The following is a 17,745-nucleotide window of genomic DNA, read 5'->3' on the forward strand; positions in this document are numbered from 1 at the left end:
GTAATTATTCAATGTGAATAACTCAAATTATAAAACTAAAACAAAAAATCAAATACCTCTAAAATACATGGACAACTCAAAAAACAAGGGATACACTTGTTTTAAACAAAAAGGGATTCATCTATGACCATTGAAAAGACTACTCACATTTTTCAAGATTTAAAGGAAGGCGCTGATCGCTATATAAAAAGACGCAATCAGAGGCTTTTAGTAAATCATCGTAAGGAGCTTAGAAGTTTTACGCGAGCTGAAGCATCTATATATTTAGATATTGATGTAAAAACTTTAGATAGGTATTGCGCTTCACTGGGTATTGACCCACGTAGACACGAAGATGCACAGTGGTCAATTGACATCGAAGAAATTTATAAAGTAAGAGATTCGCTCTCTGTTGAATTACGTAAAGAACCTAAGTTCAAACGTAGTGATAAGCAGAAAGCACAGATTATAGTGATTCAGAATCAAAAAGGTGGTGTTGGTAAAACAGTGTCAAGTGCAACAATAGGTTCAGGACTAGCTACTGAGTTTCATCAAGAGTATCGCGTAGGCCTTATTGATATGGATGGACAAGCTACACTATCAATGTATTACGCCCCTGAATCAGCACAAGAAGGTTGTTTATCTGTAGGCGATCTGATCATGGGAAACTATGAATTAGACGAAAATGAAACTAAAAAAGAAGCTATTTCAAGTGCCTTTTTACCTACTACAATTCCAAACCTCCGTATTTTACCTGCCTCACAATCAGATCGTGGTATTGAGGGGTGGTTTCATGAAGGCGTATTTAATAAGTCTCTAAGTTCGCCCTACTCTATTTTGAGTAAGATTTTAAATGAAGTTGAAGATGAATTCGATATTATCATAATAGATACCCCTCCATCATTAGGCTATGCAACGTATAACGCTTACTACGCCGCAACCAGTGTACTTTTCCCACTATCAATTACAGAAAATGACATAGATGCAACGTGTTCTTATTTTTCATATATACCGCAAGTCTGGGGATTATTGAATAATGCGAAGCATCAGGGGTATGACTTCATGAAAATACTTATTACAAATCATAAAGACAGTTCAACAACAACGGAGTTACTCAATAGCCTTAATGATAGCTTTTCACCTTATTTATACTCTAAAGAATTTAAAAATGGTGAAGCTGTAAGGCAGGCATCATCTTTATTATCAACGGTGTTTGATATGTCTAAAAGTGAGTACCCAAAAAGTAAAATGTCATACCAAGTGGCACAGCAAAATGCTTATGAAGTAACAAGTCAACTACAGCGCGATATTGTAAATGTATGGCGTAAGCAAGAGCAGGAGCAGGAGTAAAATCATGGCTAGAAAACGTGGAATAAGATCACCACTTGGCAATGCAGTCGGAGCGCAAGATGCAATCGAGTCAGGACAGAAAAGTAATATAGAGTCGCTTGCAAAGCAATTAAAAGCAGAGATCACTGGTTCTAAATTATCACTAATGGATGTATTACAAACCCATCTAGGGATAAGTAATGTTGGAGAGAGTGTATCCTGGAAGTTAAAATCAGGAAAAATAGCGCAATTTGTTCCTATTACATTAAGTTATCAGCAAGTTAAAGAGCTTACTTCGGTCACATTTGAAGTGAATGGTCGAGATCAATCTGGTCTAACCAAAGAATCTCTTCAAGATCTAGACTCATTATGTATACAACAATATTACCCAGCTATAGGCCGAAGAGTTAATGGCGTAGTTAATGGCGTAATTGATCTGCTAGATGGCTCCAGGCGTAGAGCTAGGTTTTTGCTTGAAGCAGGTAAAATTAACTCATTTAAAATATTAGTCACAGATGACGATATTAGCTCTGGTGACGCTAAAGCATTAGCTAAGCAGCTGCAAGTTAGTAAAGAGCACAACTTACGTGAAATTGGTATGCGTTGTCAGTTAGAAAGTCAGCTTTATGAAAAAAAATATAATAAAAAACTCACGCAATCTGAATTAGCTGAAGAAATGGGCTTAAGCCAAGCCAAGGTAAGTAAGGCGCTAACTGCTGCCTCTATCGATAGTGCTATTATTGAGCTGTTTCCGGATATTTCTTTATTGTCACACTCAGACTACAAAGTATTAAATACAGTACAAAAAACGTTAGGTGAAAACGTAAATGAATTTATAAAGGATATAGAAAGCAATATAATTAATATCAATAGTGAATTAGTTCAAGACGATTATAAAGAAGCTATATTAAAAATAGTTACAGACGCTATTAAAACATACAAACCTAAGCCAACCGAGCAGGCTATCGTTACTCCACTTGCAAATTTTAGCAAAAAGAATACCTATGCACGTAAGCGCGTTAAAGGTAGAAAATTCGCTTATGAGTTTTCACAGCTAACAAAAGAAGTACAAGATACTTTAGACCAGGCTATTGCTAAAGTGTTGCAAGACTCGCTTTAATAATAAAGGTATTCAGTCATAGCTAATTTATGAGTGAATACCTTTTAGGTTCCTCAACGGAGGTTTTGTTTTAAGTTATTGTTTTTAAAGTCTTTAGTGTTTTTTATTTGTAGTTATTCAGGCTGAATAAATCAACAGTATCTAGCCTGACTCACGCTCATATATCTGCTGGGTTGATATTAAAAAGTTAAAATTAAACTAAAGTATGAAACCAAGATAATAAAGTTTAGAGTTTTCTGGGCTAGTTTTTCGGCAGCTATGTGCCATAACCGGACATTGGTAACGCTTCGCTTAACCGGCGTAAAATAGCAGGCTAAAATTAGCGACGAAGGAGCGCAAGCCTGCTATAAAGCGTTTGTTATATTTTTGCTAACTCAGGAATCGGTTCCTTTGTAGAAATAACGAATGAGGTTGAATTCAACACATCGTATGGCTGATAGAAACCTTGTTCCCCATTTTCATCGCACGAAAATATATGTGAAATGTCTGGAAAGTTATTAGGGTCAACAGGATGCAAGGCATTTGGATTATGGTATATTACCAAACTCTCTGACCATGATTCCGTATACTCAGGCGAATCTACATCTTCATGGAAAGGTATGCCAGCAAAAGCCTCTGGATCAGGATTAAACCGAGTGCCATCCCTCAAGATTTTAATATCTTCCCCCCCCATACCAGCGAGCTTACCCATACGATTAAACTTTGTAATAGTTGCTGCATTGCTAAATAAGATAGCACTAACATGCTCAGAATCAGGCTGATTGAAAAAGGCAGAAGGAATTGATTTACCTTTCCATTCATGAGTCTCTATGCGGGTAATTTTTGGCTTTCCATCTACAATCGATGCCCTAAAACCGTATAAGTATTCCATTAAGGCAGTTCTAGACCAAGTCATAGAGCCTGTAATATGAAAGTCATGTATTGCGAATACTAATGGCTTGTCTTGAACATGAGATCTTTCCCAATATCTCTTCTTGAGCTTAGAATATAAAGGGCTACCAAACTTAATTGGCATATAGCCGTTGAGAAGCTCTCGTAACTTTTCGGGATCTTCCGGCGCCTCTTCATCTGGACGCGCTTGATTTTCACTCGGATTCACTGTCACAGCTTCAACTAAATACTCATGCACCCCATTAGTAATGTGGAAGTCAGGTGCAGCATTCCCTTTAATTTGAGTGAATTTATCGTGGAAATAGATATATAGATACAACTCCCAAAGACGAGCGTCAAAGCCATGTGTTTGAAATTCTTTTATATAATGACCATCAGGGTCATCAAAAGTATACACAATTTCTTTTATCAAATTTCGAGCTGCTTCCATCCTAGGTTCTTCAGCTAAAGCTATATAGATGGGATTCAACTTTCCTCGCTCAACTAAAGGCTCAAAGAGTTCATTGGTTAATTTAATTTCATCCCCTTGAGGGTAAAAAGATTTACCATCATTTTTATATTTTTTAATAGCTTTGATTAGTTCATTTCGAGCACCTAGTTCACTCGGTTTAAATGTTTTGCTTACTTCTAGCACCCTAAATATTTTTCTAGTATCACGCCCCATAATGACAAAGCCATAATCATTATCGATTGCATTTCTAAAAACAGTTGCTAGAATTTTTTTATCGTATGCAATAAACCACTGTTTTTCATCTGCTGTACTTCTTGCCATAGGATGACGTGAAAAACAAAAAGCGTCAAATTGACGTCTAGAAATACTCCTCACTCCTGATGGCAACTTAACTGCCACATCAGTTTTTTTACGTCTCTTTTCAAGCCTCTTCTTTCTTTTCTGATCTCGAGACAACTTAGCTTTTGCCATCAAATACCTCTGAACTCAATTAAAAATATAACTCCACCTTAAGCGGCAAAATATTGTTGGCTAAAATATTGAACGGAGTGAAAATAGCCAACTGTATTTTGTGATCTTCACGCGCCTAAAAGAGGTAAATGTTTACGCTGCTGATAGGTTAAAGCTAACTCTAAACAGGACTTGATTGCTGTTTCTGGTAACACTTGCGATAAGGACAGAACTATTGATCTGTTTCCCTGAAACACCAGTTCTTCACCATACAATTCTCTAAATGTATCGACTAACTTAGTTTGGCAATTAAAGAATAGGTAATAATTATTAGGATATTTCAGCTTCCAGTCCATTCTTAGCGGGCTGCCTGTTTTTACACTATAGCTAGGTTCACCCCATTTTAGAGTTTCATCGACTTCACCCAGCTCCAAATCAGATGCGATTTGAAAGACTAGATTTCTTAGCTCCTCTAGCCTAATACGAGCATTTTCCGGATATTCATCGAAGCGTTCTTTGACTACCTTGTTCACTGGAACCTCCTATTCACATAACGAGCCTGTAGAATAACTCCAACAGCCAAAATCAATTAAAAAACTAGCTCCTGCAATTAGTTCTAAGCGTTTTTAGAGCATTAGGTAATGCATTTGGGACCCATAAAACAGGATGTTTTTCTTAAAAAAGAGTAATTCTACAGCCTCAACTTTGAAATAAGGGACGCAGCAGGCGGCTTAATTGTTTTGTTATACACATCACTGCTTGGTGGTTGACATAAGTGTCTTAAGCCCATTGTACCAAGCTAAAAAAGCAACGGTACCATGAGTCTCATTTTTAAAATATTGTTGCTCCGAAATAGCATCATTATTATCAATTACAGATGAAGCAAAAGTAGCACCCCATCTATAATTGGTCAGCCCGATATCTCCCAAATGAGAATTGTTTGCGAAAGCAAAGTAAACTCGAGAATTGAAATTTATATCTCTATTGCCGGCGTTCAATGCCCGATTTAAGTAATCATTATCCCATAGCGATGTGGGATCTATGATTAAATAATCTGTAAATACAGATGGTGACTCTATAAGAGTGTTTGCTGCGAACAAACCGCCAAACGACTCACCAACTAACAATCGCTTGTTGGACGTCCTATATGCAGTGTCAACGGCGGGTATCAACTCTTTTTCAAGAAATTTAGCGAACTGATTAGCGTTTCCTGTTTGCTCGAATGTTTCCAAAACGCGGTCTTTAAACTTCCACTCTATAATCGATGACGGAGTTAAGTCACGAGATCTATTTGTATTCGGAATGGCAATTACGATAGCTTCTTGAACCTGATTCTCCAGCGTTTCTGTACTTAAGGATTCAAGTACACCGACAAACCCTTTAAATCTATGGATATCGCCGTCAAGAAGATAAATGACAGGGTAGGTATTTTCGCTTTTTTCGTAAGATGGGGGTAAATAAACCATATAAGGTCTATTCTCAGCCATGATCTTCGATTCTAACGATGTGGATGTGCCTAATAAAATTGAGTCATCCGCGAATACTGGCAAGGTAAATAACAAGATTGAGAACGCCGATACCAAATTTTTCATACTAACTTCCCTGATGTGTATAACAATTTTATAGTGCGCTCATCGCGCATATTTCTTCCGACTGAACGCTCATTTATCTACTTTATATAGTTTTAACAAATAACCTAAAGCATTACTACCACTAAGTTTTCTAAAAACTTTAAAGAAAAATTAAATAGAATAATATGCGCTCAGCGCTCATTTTCATGAATATATGCGCAAAGAGCAGTTTAACCAATCAATTAACAACAATATTTAGCCTCTTTCAATTGCTCTATCTTAGCTCAACAGAAAAATTATCTTTAGTGAATAAATACATTCTATTATCATGGACTACATACGGTGCGGATACAGTATGTTTAACAGCTCCACCCCAGTTGCCAAAAGTCTTTGGAACAACAGCGAAGCCAGAAGTTGCCACAGCAATATCGGTTAACCGATCATACGCAGTCAAAAACGTAATGGTAATTACATCTTGAATTTTGCCATTAAAACTAACCTTACCAGCAACCTCAACTTTCACTGCAGCAGCACATGAACCATTGTAAGAAGGTTTAAAATCTAAAAGGCCGGGATGAGGCTCAGGTGAAGACCATACGTACAGGTTATGCTCTTCAGCGTTGCATAGAGAACCCCCTTTAAAGAAAAACATAAAATTTTCTAGGTAGGAATCAGATTTAGCTCTGGCAATACCTACATACTCAGTGCCCTCTATATTATCAAAAGTTTTCGCTAGCTGCTCTTCAACAACTTTAACGACAGAGCTATCAAGGTTGTCGTGATCTAAATCAGCTAGATACACTAGCATTGGCTTCCAGTTAAAAGCCCTATCCGCTTCTGATTGAGCCCCCATGCTTCCTGCTAAATCAAGCAACCCATCAGTAACAAACGCTAATACATACTCAGTAGCAACTAAACCACGATTCGCTTTGAACTGCGCGTTTTCAGGTAATGTAACATCAGACAAACCAGCTGTTTTACGAGTCATGTTAGCAACAGCTATAAAAGTTCCCTACATCAGGTGACTTTACCAACCTCCCTTACACCCCTTTTACTGCAGGGTTTTCGTGCTATTTTACTGTAGGAAAACGTCTGAAAATGGCTGTTTTAGACAGAATTTACCAGTTAAAACCTGAGATGGAAATGTGAAAAAATTCACTTTTTTATAATCGTTTACCAGCAAAATAGTGATGTAAAAGTAAATCCTCAACGCCTACACAGCGACCAAAATATAGCAGCTAAAGGTTGTTTTCTTTTTAAACGAATGTCGTTATTGTAGAATACATCTAATATAAGGATATATCATGTCAACTACTCACCCCTAAAGGGATGAGCTTGTAAAAGCGCTTGTTGACCAGACCACTAACTGAGGATTAGAAATGTTAGTAAACGATAATTTAGAGTGCGACAAGAAGTCGTTGTTAAGGACTGTTAGGCACCTGACCTAACCCTCTTTGTTGTAAGAGGTTTCCTAATCTGACATGCGTCGATGGTAACGTCGAGGTGTGAAGCTCAGATGAAAAGGCGTAGAGGATTGACCGTGAGGAAGATCTGCAACTGTTAGTATCAATACGGTGACGCGCTTGGAATGAATGGTACGTGTAACATATGTGAACTACTGATAAACATCGTTAATCGTAACAAGCCAAAGATACTGATAGGCTTGAACCAAAAGGTATAAGGCTCGGCAGAGAAGGCTTCTAAAACTTCTCTCACAACCAATATGAGCCTTCGGTGAAAAGGTAGACACTAACCCATTCTGTCCTGACAACGGAACTTGGTAAGCCCGTATCATCCCCTAAAGGGAAAGAGAACCGCAAGGTTATCCGATGGTGGTGCGGGTAGAAGAAAGTAGAGAAAGCGAACGGTTGCTTGTAATGAACAACATAGGGTATGAAACATGACCTACCTTGAAAGAGGGCTGACTTCTACTCGGTGCTCAATTGCGAAATTTGAGTAATAAGACTTTTAATGAGGGAAAGCAAATGAAAGAAAAGGTGCAAACCAAATCTTGTGCGCCCACAACCAATGGGGGGTGGCACAGCATAGACTGGATGACTACCAACCGAAAGGTTAAGTCATTACAGGCAAGGATCGTAAAGGCTCAAAAGGAAGGCAGGTATGGTAAAGTTAAAGCTTTACAAAGACTGCTAACCCACTCTTATTCTGCCAAAACCTTGGCAGTAAAAAGAGTGACAGAAAACAAAGGTAAGAAAACATCTGGCGTTGACAAGGAAACTTGGAGCACACCAGAAGCTAAATGGAAAGCCACTCTATCATTAACCAATACAGGGTATAAGGCAAAACCGCTGCGCAGGGTCTCAATCCCTAAAGCAAATGGTAAGCTAAGACACCTAGGCATACCAACGATGCGTGACCGAGCTATGCAAGCACTTCACTTACTAGCCTTGGAACCAGTATCAGAGTGTATGGCTGATAAAAATTCATACGGCTTCAGACCTCAAAGAAGCTGTGCGGATGCCATTGCATACTGTCACGTAATTCTGAGCAGTAAACGATGCGCTCAATGGGTGTTGGAAGGTGATATAAAAGGATGTTTTGATCACATCGATCATGAATGGCTGCTCAACCAAATCCCAATGAATCAAAAGATTCTCAAGGAATGGTTAAAGGCAGGAGTAGTGGATGGTAACTTATTCTCTAACACAGACGAGGGAACACCACAGGGCGGAATTATCTCGCCCGTACTCGCCAACATTGCATTGGATGGAATGGAACACCTGATAGAAACTATATCAGGTGTAAAACATAGGGTCAGTGGAAAAACCAAACTTAAAACGAATCCTAACAAAGTTAATTTTGTGCGATACGCTGATGATTTTATCGTCACAGGGTCTTCCAAAGAACATCTGGAATCAACTGTGAAACCAGCACTAATCCAATTTCTCAAAGAAAGAGGTTTAGAACTATCTGAGGAAAAAACCAAAATCACACACATTGACGAGGGATTTGATTTTTTAGGTCAAAATGTACGTAAGTACAAAGGTAAACTGTTGATCAAACCATCCAAAAAGAATACCAAAAATTTTCTAACCAAAATTCGCTCAACCATCAAAAACAACAAGTCGGCTAAGACAGAAAGTCTGATTGATCTACTCAACCCCGTCATTCGGGGATGGGGAAACTATCACCGACATATTGTAGCTAAAAAAGCCTTTAGTGAAGTTGATGCAGCGATCTGGGAAATGACATGGAGCTGGGCAAAAAGGCGACACCCGCTAAAAGGAAAGCGTTGGATAGCCGAAAAATACTTCATGCAACATAATAACAGAAAGGGAAGAACATGGGTATTCTCCGCAAAACGAGCAAATGGATCTATAGCAAAAATCACCTTTGCCGCAGACATACCGATCAGACGACATGTCAAAATAAAAAGTGAAGCAAACCCTTACGATAAGGATTGCGAGCTGTATTTTGAAAACCGAATAGATCGACGTATGAAAGAGGTTCTAGTTAAAAAACTGGCAACTATATGGAGAAGACAACAAGGCTACTGTCCAATCTGCATGGAGAAGATCACCGACGACACAGGGTGGAATACGCATCACATCGTCGAGTGGCATCTTACCCAAGATGATTCAATCAGTAATTTAGTAATGCTTCACCCGAACTGCCATAGACAAGTACACTCAAGCGGGATAAATGTAACGAGTCGGATAAGAGAGTTACTCACTTATCTTATGAGGGCTTGAGCCGTATGCTGGGAAACTCGCATGTACGGTTCTTAGGGGAGGGAGTTGCAGCAATGCAACTTTCTTACCCGATTGTAGAAACCTTGGAATGCCGCCTCAGTTCCACGCTCTTTCGTGGCACTGTAAACAGTCCTATTGAGTTATGGGCAGTCAACCACGTTGCGAAGCTAAATTATCTGGTCGAGAGGAAGTCGAATTTGCTGTGTGCCTCAAGCAAAGTTATACGCACAACTCGAAGGAGATACGCGCTATGTTAGCGTATGTACTTAACAAGCATGGGAAGCCTTTGATGCCCTGCAAGGCCGCTAAAGCACGTAAGCTGCTTAAAAATGGTATGGCTAAGGTAATCAAACGTGCCCCGTTCACAATTAAATTATTGTATGGATCGAGCGGCCATACTCAGCACGTAGTTGCTGGCATGGACACTGGCAGTAAATACATTGGCTGTGCAGCTATCGCAAATGGTAAAGTGATTTATCAAAGCGAGGTGGCTTTGCGCACTGACGTATCTAAAAAGATGCAGCAACGTGCCTCTATGCGTAAAAAGGGGCGCTTAGCACCGTCTCTAAAAAGCAAGCTTGATTCACACTTGCGTGAGAAAAAGCAGGTTGAAGCTATCTTACCAATTTCACATTGGAAGGTTGAAACTGCTAGCTTCGATATACACAAGATAACTAACCCAATTGTGACTGGTGCCGGCTACCAGCAAGGCTACTACAACGTTAAAGCCTACGTATTGCAGCGTGACAATTATAAATGTCAAAGTGGACACAAAACGAAGCACAACGCCAAGCTGCACGTACACCACAAAGTACTTCGTTCTCAGGGCGGCACTGATACACCCAGTAACCTAATAGCGCTATGCGAGACGTGCCATAATGATTTACACGCAGGAAAGTTTGATCTGAAAGTGAAGCGCTCAAAGACTAAACATGCGACTGAAATAGGTATACTCAAAGCCCAGTTAAAACAGTGCTGGGATTTTGAAGAAACGTTTGGCTACGTGACCAAATTTAAGCGCGAGCAAGTATTGGGCTTACCGAAAACTCATTACTATGATGCCGTGTCAATTTGTTGTGAAAATGGCGAGCTTGTACAACAAGCCAAACATGTTTTACGTAAACGTCATGTGGCTTCTGGTGACTACCAACAGATAAAGGGGGTTCGCTCCGAAAAGCGGATACCAGTTGGCAAGCTATTTGGCCTAAAAAAACACGACTTTGTACAAACACCACAAGGTACTGGTTTTGTTAAAGGCAAGCGTAGCTCAGGCTACTTTGCCCTAGAAACTATTTTAGGTGATAAGGTTCACGCCAGCGCTAACATTAAGAAAAACACGGTTCGGATTTCTGCTCGAACCACTACGTTAACTCAACCAATGGAGGCGGCAATTCCTCTCGGCACTAAAGTACCGAGAGGAATTGCCGTAAACTGATGAAAAAAGTTTCACTAACTTTAATTTTACTCTGCGGTATTAGCTTCCAACCGAAAGCTCAAAATTTGGATCTTCAGGTTAATAAATACTCTCAAGCCAAGCGTGTGGAGTCGTTTGAATTAAACAACGTCCAAAGAAGTACATTGCAAACTATTATCCATAATGCTGAGATAGATAAACAAATAGATGCTGAATATGAAAGCGGGGTTATAGATACATTCGGAGATTTGAGTAGAAAAATCCCTTACAAGGGTAGTGAAATTATCAACGTAAATCTAAAGAGCAGTAAGAGCGGCTTAGATAACTACACTCTAAAACCAATTTACATCGCTTATGGCGGTGATTTAAAGTTAAGAAGAGTAGAGTTCGAATCTAAAAACAAAAAAATTAAAGCTAGGCTGTATTCATTTATGGAAAGTGACGAAAGTAATTCGCCTTCAACACTTTATTATGAATTCATTATTAATATGAATGAAAAAGAAATGTTTATAAAGCTCTCAAAGGATTGGCAGGTTATTAGCGCCACCGAAACACAGCAGCTGAAAACCCCTTCCGTATCTGGTAATGACACAATCGACGTGAGGTATGGCTTAACTGAACAGCAACTAGTTGCGGCCTCTATTAAGTCAGGCGTCTCGGAGTCTATAAACGGATGGACAGTGAAAATGCCACTAGTGCGTAATACCATGATGCTGATCAATTTTTTGTCTGTCAGTAGATCTTAATAAAATCTAACTTGAGTGATCGGCATCAGTCAAGAAATTTAGTTGTTTCGCATCGATTCACCTTTTAATTCCAACTTTATTGCACCGTGAACTGTAGTGTGGTGACCAATAAAATTAGTTACACCCTCTTTTTAGTTTCACTGTTGCTATATGGATGTCTTAATATTACTCAAACTTTTTTATTCTGTCATGACGATAGTTTTTTGTTGAATAGCTTGGTGTCATTATACTTGATACAGAGTTTTCTATTGAGTTGCGTAAGCCATTAAATAACTTCACTTCTTCAGATTGCTTCAGGTAATCAAGTATGTTGTCACTCAGGGATTCTACTATTTCTTTAGCTTTCCTAATTTTAAAGTGAGTACCCTCAGCGAGTTTTAATAAATGATTTATATCAGGAAATTCTTTACTGTTAGAAAGCTTAAGCGCCATTTTATTGTCGATAGCCTCATAAATTTTTGTGTGTGTTATATCAAAAGGTGGGGAAAGGTAAACCCTCGACATATCTGGTGTGTACTGAAGAGCAAAATTTTTGAGGTGTGCATCACCGTTACCAATTAAGCAATTAAATACAATATACTTATACATTTTTTCAACTTCTGATTGGCTATTAGTGTACAAGCTTGTTGCTTTGAGTAGTGTTTCGTAATTGCCCGTGTATTTTGCATCGGGATCATTTGGCTTTTTTAATAAAGTGGTAAAGTCTTCGTAGCCTAGCTTTGTACCATCTTGTGCAGTGTCGAAGCGTTCTATGACAAATGTTTCAAGATTATGGGATAAATACGTTTTAGGTGGTTTAAACCCGCAGTATCTAGCTGCTTCCATGCATACAAATTCATTTACAGTAAGTAATGGAAATTCAGAATCAAATGATTTTACGATTAAATCTTTTTGTTGGACTGTTCTGTCAGTTTTAATATTATTTGCATTAGGAATGCTTACTTTAGGTTGTACGCCAGCTAATGAGTTTCTTAGATAGTACTTTTCTAACAGTTGAGGGAATAGGGGCTCAGTACTGTTGTAAGATAAGATATCGTTCAGTGGAATAGTATCTGCTTCTGGTAACGAAAGTTCACTTTTATATGAGAGCATGCCAATGCCTTGCTCTCCTTGTAAAGCGAGAAGGTACATGTCATTTACTTTTGCATACCTTGCTAACTTGTCAGCTATAAAGCGGCGATTAAAGCCCTCTGGTAAGTTCTGCGAAAAGATAGGATGCAGAGAACCTGAAGAGTAACCGTCTATACCTTTTTTTGTCATTGTTAACGATATGTGCTGATTTTCTTGTGTCGGCTGGTAATGATGAATTGAGCCATGAGTTAATATACCAAGCTCTGTATTGTTAGTGCACACGGTAATATTTTTAACTTTACTAGGTAAGTTTGGATTTGTACTCATTATTCACCCTCTGAAAATATATTTTCAATTTCATCCCAATCAGGTAGCGAATACTTTTTTTGAGAAACATCAAACTGTAAATCAACAGCATCGAGCAAGCGCTCAAAAATATCGAATGATCCAGTAAATCGGCCATTCTCAATTTCTGAAATTGTTGTTTTATTAATGCTAGTTATTTCTGAAAGCTTTTGTTGTGTATAGCCTAAAGCTTTTCTACTTACGCTGACTTTCTTCCCAATTTCGACTCTGTTAGCCATACAATTACCAATAGAATTTATTATGCAGCTAACATTGTAACCTAAAATGCCATTGTTATCCATATGGCTAATATTGAGATAAAGATCCAGTAGGTTAGCTACATGGCTAACCTGCTGGGTCAGTTAACTATGAGTCTATACTTATTTGGTAACTAGGGTCTTATATGGACTCCCTATTAATGTCAAAAATAAAATTGAAATAAATTAGATGCTAGCTTATATACGGGCTCAAATTGAGGAGCTACCCCTGGCCTCAAATGTATTCGCACCTTCATGACTTTTCTGTTGAGCAGTTTTTCAAACTTCAGACCCTAACAGTCTATTGAAGGTCGGTCTTACCTATTTCAATCGATCTTTCTGACAAGTCTTTAAGCCACAAGTAATTGTGGCTGATAATCTTTGTTATGCTTTTGCATTGCAAAAGCCGTTCTGATTGTTTTATTTGCTAACGCTATAGCGGCTACTTTTTTGCCTCGACGTACACTTAATGCTTTTAACCATATATCTTTTTGGCTACGAACTTCTCTTTTTTCTAGTTGTGAAACAACAGCTAATGCGCCTTTATACAAAGCACTACGCAGCTTCTTATTTCCTACTACTTTAGATATCGAGCCTATATTTTGTTTTCCCCCGCTACTATGCTGTACTGGTGTTAGACCAAAGCAGGCCGCAGCTTCTCGACCATTTTTAAAATGGGTTATATTACCTAGTGCTATTTTAATCAGTATTGCACAGACAGGTCCCACGCCTTCTAATGCTTGCAAACGTATACAGGTTTGATCTTCTTTAATTACTTCATGCAATTGCTTTTCAATCAGCTTCACCTCTTCAATCGCCTCAGTAAAACGCTGATAAACTCGGTTAATTGTGAAGCGAAAAGCGCCTGTTAGGCTGTTTTCAGCATCTTCTAATATCTCAGGTATCGCTTGGGTCAACTTCGTATCCCCTTGAGCAATTGGGTAACCAAACTCTAACAATAAAGCTCTTAGTTGATTACCTAAACTGACTTTTTCTTTGACTAATAAATCACGCATACATTCAATGCCTTGTAAGCATTGCTCTTGCACTGAAAGTAAACGACTTCCTTTTATATGAGGCTGTCTCGCTGCAACTGAAATAGCCAGCGCATCATTTGCATCGGTTTTCTGCCCTTGACGAAACGCTTTTACCTGTCGCGCGTTAATCGCTTTGATCTGGTGCCCTGCCTGTTTAGCAAATTGCGCCCAATAATGCGTTCCGCCACATGACTCCATAGCAACTAAAGATTGCTTTTCTTTAATTAATAACTCTTTAAGCTTGGCTCTGCTTATTGTTTTGTTATAAATAACTTTGCCATTGCTTTGCGTTTTGCAAACTTGAAATAAATTTTTTGCTAAATCAATCGCTATCACATTACAATTCAACATGTATGGGCTCCTTAGTAAAAGTTTGGACACTTATTACGTTACTTCTGATGGAAGTGGGAGTCCATACATCTGTTGACCTTTCAAGGCTAAATTTGCAGCAGTCTATTTGGTATTTAGGCAAGGCAGAGCCTATGTAATATGGTTATTATCCATAAACATCTGATAATGCAGCATTAATGCCAAGCAGGCGCTGCCCGAAGAGTTCTGCCTAGGGGCAATTACCATTTACGGAAATTAAAGAGCTTTTAAAGCTTGAGCCAAACTATTCATCTCAGCTGTTGTATTGAATAGCGCAGGTGTAATACGTACACATGCCCCGGAAACCATTGGATTTTACTTGCAACCATATGAAAAATTTACCTTTTATTTTTATGGTTAGGCTGGTGGGGTATCAGGTGGGGTACCAAAAGAGAAATCAGACAGAGGGGTACTGGAAGTATTTAACGACCACCTGAAGCCACGTCAGCAATGTTGTGATCATTTTAACACTTTAACGGTTAGGACGAAAATCTTAGTCGATTAAACTTTAACTAAAAAGGGCGCAGCTAGCCGGGTTATTGGGATATCTGATTAAATAACGTTATCTGAATAGATATCCCAGCAATGCCAGGTCAAGAAAGAGCGGTTTATGAGAAGAGTACAAGCTCTATCTCCAGCTGAGGAAAATGAAACCATCTCTATGAGTCATATATAAATGTAAGCGCGCATTTAAGCAGTGCGCTTAGCTATAATCGAAGTCTAGCTGCACATTCCACGGCATTAGGTCGGTAAAATCATCATCACCCTCATCTCGATTCGGCAACGTTTTAAATAAATGCACAAAGTAGTTATAAGGATTGATGTCATTGGCACGACACGTCATCACAATACTATAGAGTGTGGCGCTTGCTTGGGCACCATTAATTGACTTTGAGAATAGCCAGTTTTTCCTACCAGTGGTAAACGGCCGAATATCTCGCTCAGTAATATTATTATCAATCCCTAGTTCGCCATCTTCACTATATCGCATTAATTTCGGCCATTGATTAAGTGTGTATTTTATCGCTTTGCCAATATAACTCCCCGCCGTTACTTTACCTTCGGCTTCATCAAGCCACGCTTTAAAGTGCATTAATATGGGTAAGGCTTTTTCTTGTCGTAACTGATACCGCGCTTGAGGGGATAACTGTTTGTTTTTAGCCTGGGTTTCCAGTTTATATAATTGGCTGATAAAGCTGATGGCTTTATGCGCTCGACCTTTGTTTTTCGACTCTGCTTTTAAGGCATCGTTATATTTGCGTCTAGCGTGTGCCCAACAACCAACAGGGGTAATGCCTTCAATACCGTCATAAACACGGTAACCGTCGCACTGTAAATAGCCTTGATAACCGGCAAGAAATTCTTTTGCGCAAGCGCGACTTCGACCTGCTTGGTAATCGTAAATCACGACAGGCTCATGGCTAACCTCATTGCTGCGATAAACCCACATGTAGGAATTGCTGCTAGGATTGTCACCTTCATCTAAGACTTGTGTACGGGTTTCATCGGCACATAAACTGTGCTCATTAAGCAAGTGACGTTGCATGGCTGCCACTAAGGGGCTGATTAGCAGGCCCGCTTTAATACACCAATTAGCTAATGTTCCGCGCGATAGTTCAAGGCCGCCACGGCCCAGTATTTCAACGAAACGATAAAGCGGTAAGGCATCGCAGTATTTGCCTGTCACAACCGCCGCTAATGCCTCGGGACTGGCAATACTCCCCGGTATCGGTTGTTTAGGTTTAGGCGCGGTGATGATTTTACTGGTCAATTGTTCATGCTCGCAATGTCTGCAAGCATATTTAAATTGTTTGTGCTTAATGACGCTGACTTTCGCCGGAATAATTTTAACTTGTTCGCTGTCTTCACTACCACATTGATGTAGTTGCTCACCGCAACACTGACACGTTAACTCGGTTAAGGTGTGCTCAACCTCTTCTCGTTCAAAGTGCTCAGCCAGCGTTTGTTTGCCTTTCTTATGGTGTTTAGGCGGCTCAGTCGTTTTATGCTGCTCCGCTTCATTGAAGGTGCCCCGTGGGGCTTTTTCACTTTTTTTACCGTATTTTTGGGATTTACTTAACTTAAGCTCAGCAAGCAAGTGGTCAATCCGCGATTGCATTTCAACCTTATCTTCTTGTAAAGCATCAAGCTTAGCCTGCATAAGTGCAAGCTGATTTTGTAGTTCGGTGATGAGAATAGTGTCTGGCATTTTAATAGCATGACACATGGGAAAGATCGTTCAAGTAAAAAAAACGATCTGATTAATTTACATCACCGATAACCCCGATAAAGTCGGGTGCCGTGTTTGATTACTGACCGGTAACCCTGATAGCAACCACTGTAATTGGCGTTGCTCGATGCCCATAGCCGTGTGTTCATTAGTCTGTTTTGGCCACTGAAATCGTCCTTGTTCTAAACGACGATAATAGAGCCAAAAACCGTTGGTATCCCAAAATAAAATCTTTAATTTATCGCGTTGTTTATTACAAAAAACGAACCACGCTTGGCTTAAAGGATCGAGAGATAGGGTATCGCTGACAATAATACTTAGGCCATTGATTGATTTGCGCATGTCGGTGAACCCCGTGACCAAGTAAACTTGGTGTGTGCAAGGTGTCACAGTACGCTCAATAATTTGGCTAGCGTTTGGTTAGCTAATGTCGACTCGAAGTCTATTTGATAGCCGTTTGGTGTGGTGAGTTTAATGATTGAAGGTTGCGTAAAGGCTTGCTCATGAATAACAAACGGGATCACCTGTTGCTTTTTAACCCTTACCGTTTCATCAGAAAGGCGTTTACGCCAAACATAGAAAGTCGATGCGTTAATGTTGTTATCACGACAAAATTGAATGGTGGCTAAACCACTCGATTTTTGCTGCTCAAAAATGCCTTGCCAGTGTTTTATTTTTTGCTGTTTATTCATAATTACCTCAGGTTAATATGCTGAGTAAATTATGCATAGGTGCCATTAACATTGGTATGTGGGGCTAATTACGCGCTTAC

15 protein-coding genes are annotated in these 17,745 nt (G+C 39.3%); 5 read left to right on the forward strand and 10 right to left on the reverse strand.

Translation table 11 applies throughout. The features are described from left to right. Positions 1-123 precede the first annotated feature (123 nt). Both NDQ71_RS24235 and NDQ71_RS24240 read left to right on the forward strand, forming a co-directional pair. Positions 124-1,329, forward strand: a complete 1,206-nt coding sequence (locus NDQ71_RS24235; RefSeq protein WP_086998901.1) for a ParA family protein — start codon at positions 124-126, stop codon at positions 1,327-1,329. A gap of 4 nt (positions 1,330-1,333) precedes the next feature. After that, the gene (locus tag NDQ71_RS24240) at positions 1,334-2,428 is read left to right on the forward strand and encodes a ParB family protein (protein ID WP_192532259.1); all 1,095 of its coding nucleotides are present in this window, start codon (positions 1,334-1,336) and stop codon (positions 2,426-2,428) included. A gap of 358 nt (positions 2,429-2,786) precedes the next feature. On the opposite strand, the gene NDQ71_RS24245 is transcribed toward NDQ71_RS24240, so the two are convergent. The 4 genes from NDQ71_RS24245 to NDQ71_RS24260 form a co-directional block, all read right to left on the reverse strand. Further along, the gene (locus NDQ71_RS24245) at positions 2,787-4,241 is read right to left on the reverse strand and encodes a hypothetical protein (protein WP_192532260.1); all 1,455 of its coding nucleotides are present in this window, start codon (positions 4,239-4,241) and stop codon (positions 2,787-2,789) included. A 107-nt stretch (positions 4,242-4,348) separates the two neighbouring features. After that, positions 4,349-4,753, reverse strand: a complete 405-nt coding sequence (locus NDQ71_RS24250; RefSeq protein WP_192532261.1) for a DUF1801 domain-containing protein — start codon at positions 4,751-4,753, stop codon at positions 4,349-4,351. A 219-nt stretch (positions 4,754-4,972) separates the two neighbouring features. After that, positions 4,973-5,812 carry an alpha/beta hydrolase gene (locus tag NDQ71_RS24255; RefSeq protein WP_024605656.1) on the reverse strand — a complete coding sequence of 280 codons (840 nt, stop codon included), beginning with the start codon at positions 5,810-5,812 and terminating at the stop codon, positions 4,973-4,975. Positions 5,813-6,065: 253 nt separating this feature from the next. After that, positions 6,066-6,779 (reverse strand): hypothetical protein, encoded by a 714-nt coding sequence (locus tag NDQ71_RS24260; RefSeq protein WP_192532263.1) that lies wholly within the window; start codon positions 6,777-6,779, stop codon positions 6,066-6,068. Between the two features lie 997 nt (positions 6,780-7,776). Here NDQ71_RS24260 and ltrA point away from each other — a divergent pair. The 3 genes from ltrA to NDQ71_RS24275 all read left to right on the forward strand — a co-directional run bounded on the left by ltrA (position 7,777) and on the right by NDQ71_RS24275 (position 11,664). Beyond that, positions 7,777-9,504, forward strand: coding sequence for a group II intron reverse transcriptase/maturase (gene ltrA / locus NDQ71_RS24265; RefSeq protein ID WP_192532884.1), 1,728 nt, complete (start codon positions 7,777-7,779; stop codon positions 9,502-9,504). Between the two features lie 250 nt (positions 9,505-9,754). Then, positions 9,755-10,939, forward strand: coding sequence for an RRXRR domain-containing protein (locus NDQ71_RS24270; protein WP_086957891.1), 1,185 nt, complete (start codon positions 9,755-9,757; stop codon positions 10,937-10,939). Further along, positions 10,939-11,664 (forward strand): hypothetical protein, encoded by a 726-nt coding sequence (locus NDQ71_RS24275; RefSeq protein WP_086957893.1) that lies wholly within the window; start codon positions 10,939-10,941, stop codon positions 11,662-11,664. Before NDQ71_RS24270 ends, NDQ71_RS24275 begins: the two co-directional genes overlap by 1 nt. 165 nt (positions 11,665-11,829) lie before the next feature. On the opposite strand, the gene NDQ71_RS24280 is transcribed toward NDQ71_RS24275, so the two are convergent. The 6 genes from NDQ71_RS24280 to NDQ71_RS24305 all read right to left on the reverse strand — a co-directional run bounded on the left by NDQ71_RS24280 (position 11,830) and on the right by NDQ71_RS24305 (position 17,665). Next, a complete protein-coding gene (locus NDQ71_RS24280; protein WP_086957895.1) occupies positions 11,830-13,062 on the reverse strand; it encodes a type II toxin-antitoxin system HipA family toxin in 1,233 nt (410 codons plus the stop codon). Beyond that, positions 13,062-13,319, reverse strand: coding sequence for a helix-turn-helix domain-containing protein (locus NDQ71_RS24285; RefSeq protein WP_086957896.1), 258 nt, complete (start codon positions 13,317-13,319; stop codon positions 13,062-13,064). Before NDQ71_RS24285 ends, NDQ71_RS24280 begins: the two co-directional genes overlap by 1 nt. Positions 13,320-13,687: 368 nt before the next feature. After that, complete coding sequence (locus NDQ71_RS24290) at positions 13,688-14,725, reverse strand: IS110 family transposase (protein ID WP_301563131.1); 1,038 nt, start codon at positions 14,723-14,725, stop codon at positions 13,688-13,690. A gap of 721 nt (positions 14,726-15,446) precedes the next feature. Continuing rightward, complete coding sequence (locus NDQ71_RS24295) at positions 15,447-16,952, reverse strand: IS66 family transposase (RefSeq protein ID WP_301563132.1); 1,506 nt, start codon at positions 16,950-16,952, stop codon at positions 15,447-15,449. 57 nt (positions 16,953-17,009) lie between these two features. Then, on the reverse strand, positions 17,010-17,363 hold the full coding sequence (gene tnpB, locus NDQ71_RS24300; RefSeq protein WP_301563133.1) for an IS66 family insertion sequence element accessory protein TnpB: 354 nt from the start codon (positions 17,361-17,363) through the stop codon (positions 17,010-17,012). Further along, a complete protein-coding gene (locus tag NDQ71_RS24305; RefSeq protein WP_179808177.1) occupies positions 17,360-17,665 on the reverse strand; it encodes an IS66 family insertion sequence element accessory protein TnpB in 306 nt (101 codons plus the stop codon). Before NDQ71_RS24305 ends, tnpB begins: the two co-directional genes overlap by 4 nt. Positions 17,666-17,745 lie beyond the last annotated feature (80 nt).

It is taken from the genome of Pseudoalteromonas sp. KG3 (assembly GCF_030436385.1).
In the GTDB taxonomy this organism is placed as follows: domain Bacteria; phylum Pseudomonadota; class Gammaproteobacteria; order Enterobacterales; family Alteromonadaceae; genus Pseudoalteromonas; species Pseudoalteromonas prydzensis.

Coding starts and splice junctions, on each gene's coding strand:
- NDQ71_RS24295 (WP_301563132.1), bottom strand. CDS start 16,952: ATGCCAGACACTATTCTCATCACCGAACTACAAAATCAGCTTGCACTT.
- ltrA (WP_192532884.1), top strand. CDS start 7,777: ATGAAAGAAAAGGTGCAAACCAAATCTTGTGCGCCCACAACCAATGGG.
- NDQ71_RS24255 (WP_024605656.1), bottom strand. CDS start 5,812: ATGAAAAATTTGGTATCGGCGTTCTCAATCTTGTTATTTACCTTGCCA.
- NDQ71_RS24290 (WP_301563131.1), bottom strand. CDS start 14,725: ATGTTGAATTGTAATGTGATAGCGATTGATTTAGCAAAAAATTTATTT.
- NDQ71_RS24280 (WP_086957895.1), bottom strand. CDS start 13,062: ATGAGTACAAATCCAAACTTACCTAGTAAAGTTAAAAATATTACCGTG.
- NDQ71_RS24305 (WP_179808177.1), bottom strand. CDS start 17,665: ATGAATAAACAGCAAAAAATAAAACACTGGCAAGGCATTTTTGAGCAG.
- NDQ71_RS24270 (WP_086957891.1), top strand. CDS start 9,755: ATGTTAGCGTATGTACTTAACAAGCATGGGAAGCCTTTGATGCCCTGC.
- NDQ71_RS24275 (WP_086957893.1), top strand. CDS start 10,939: ATGAAAAAAGTTTCACTAACTTTAATTTTACTCTGCGGTATTAGCTTC.
- NDQ71_RS24285 (WP_086957896.1), bottom strand. CDS start 13,319: ATGGCTAACAGAGTCGAAATTGGGAAGAAAGTCAGCGTAAGTAGAAAA.
- NDQ71_RS24240 (WP_192532259.1), top strand. CDS start 1,334: ATGGCTAGAAAACGTGGAATAAGATCACCACTTGGCAATGCAGTCGGA.
- NDQ71_RS24235 (WP_086998901.1), top strand. CDS start 124: ATGACCATTGAAAAGACTACTCACATTTTTCAAGATTTAAAGGAAGGC.
- NDQ71_RS24260 (WP_192532263.1), bottom strand. CDS start 6,779: ATGACTCGTAAAACAGCTGGTTTGTCTGATGTTACATTACCTGAAAAC.
- NDQ71_RS24245 (WP_192532260.1), bottom strand. CDS start 4,241: ATGGCAAAAGCTAAGTTGTCTCGAGATCAGAAAAGAAAGAAGAGGCTT.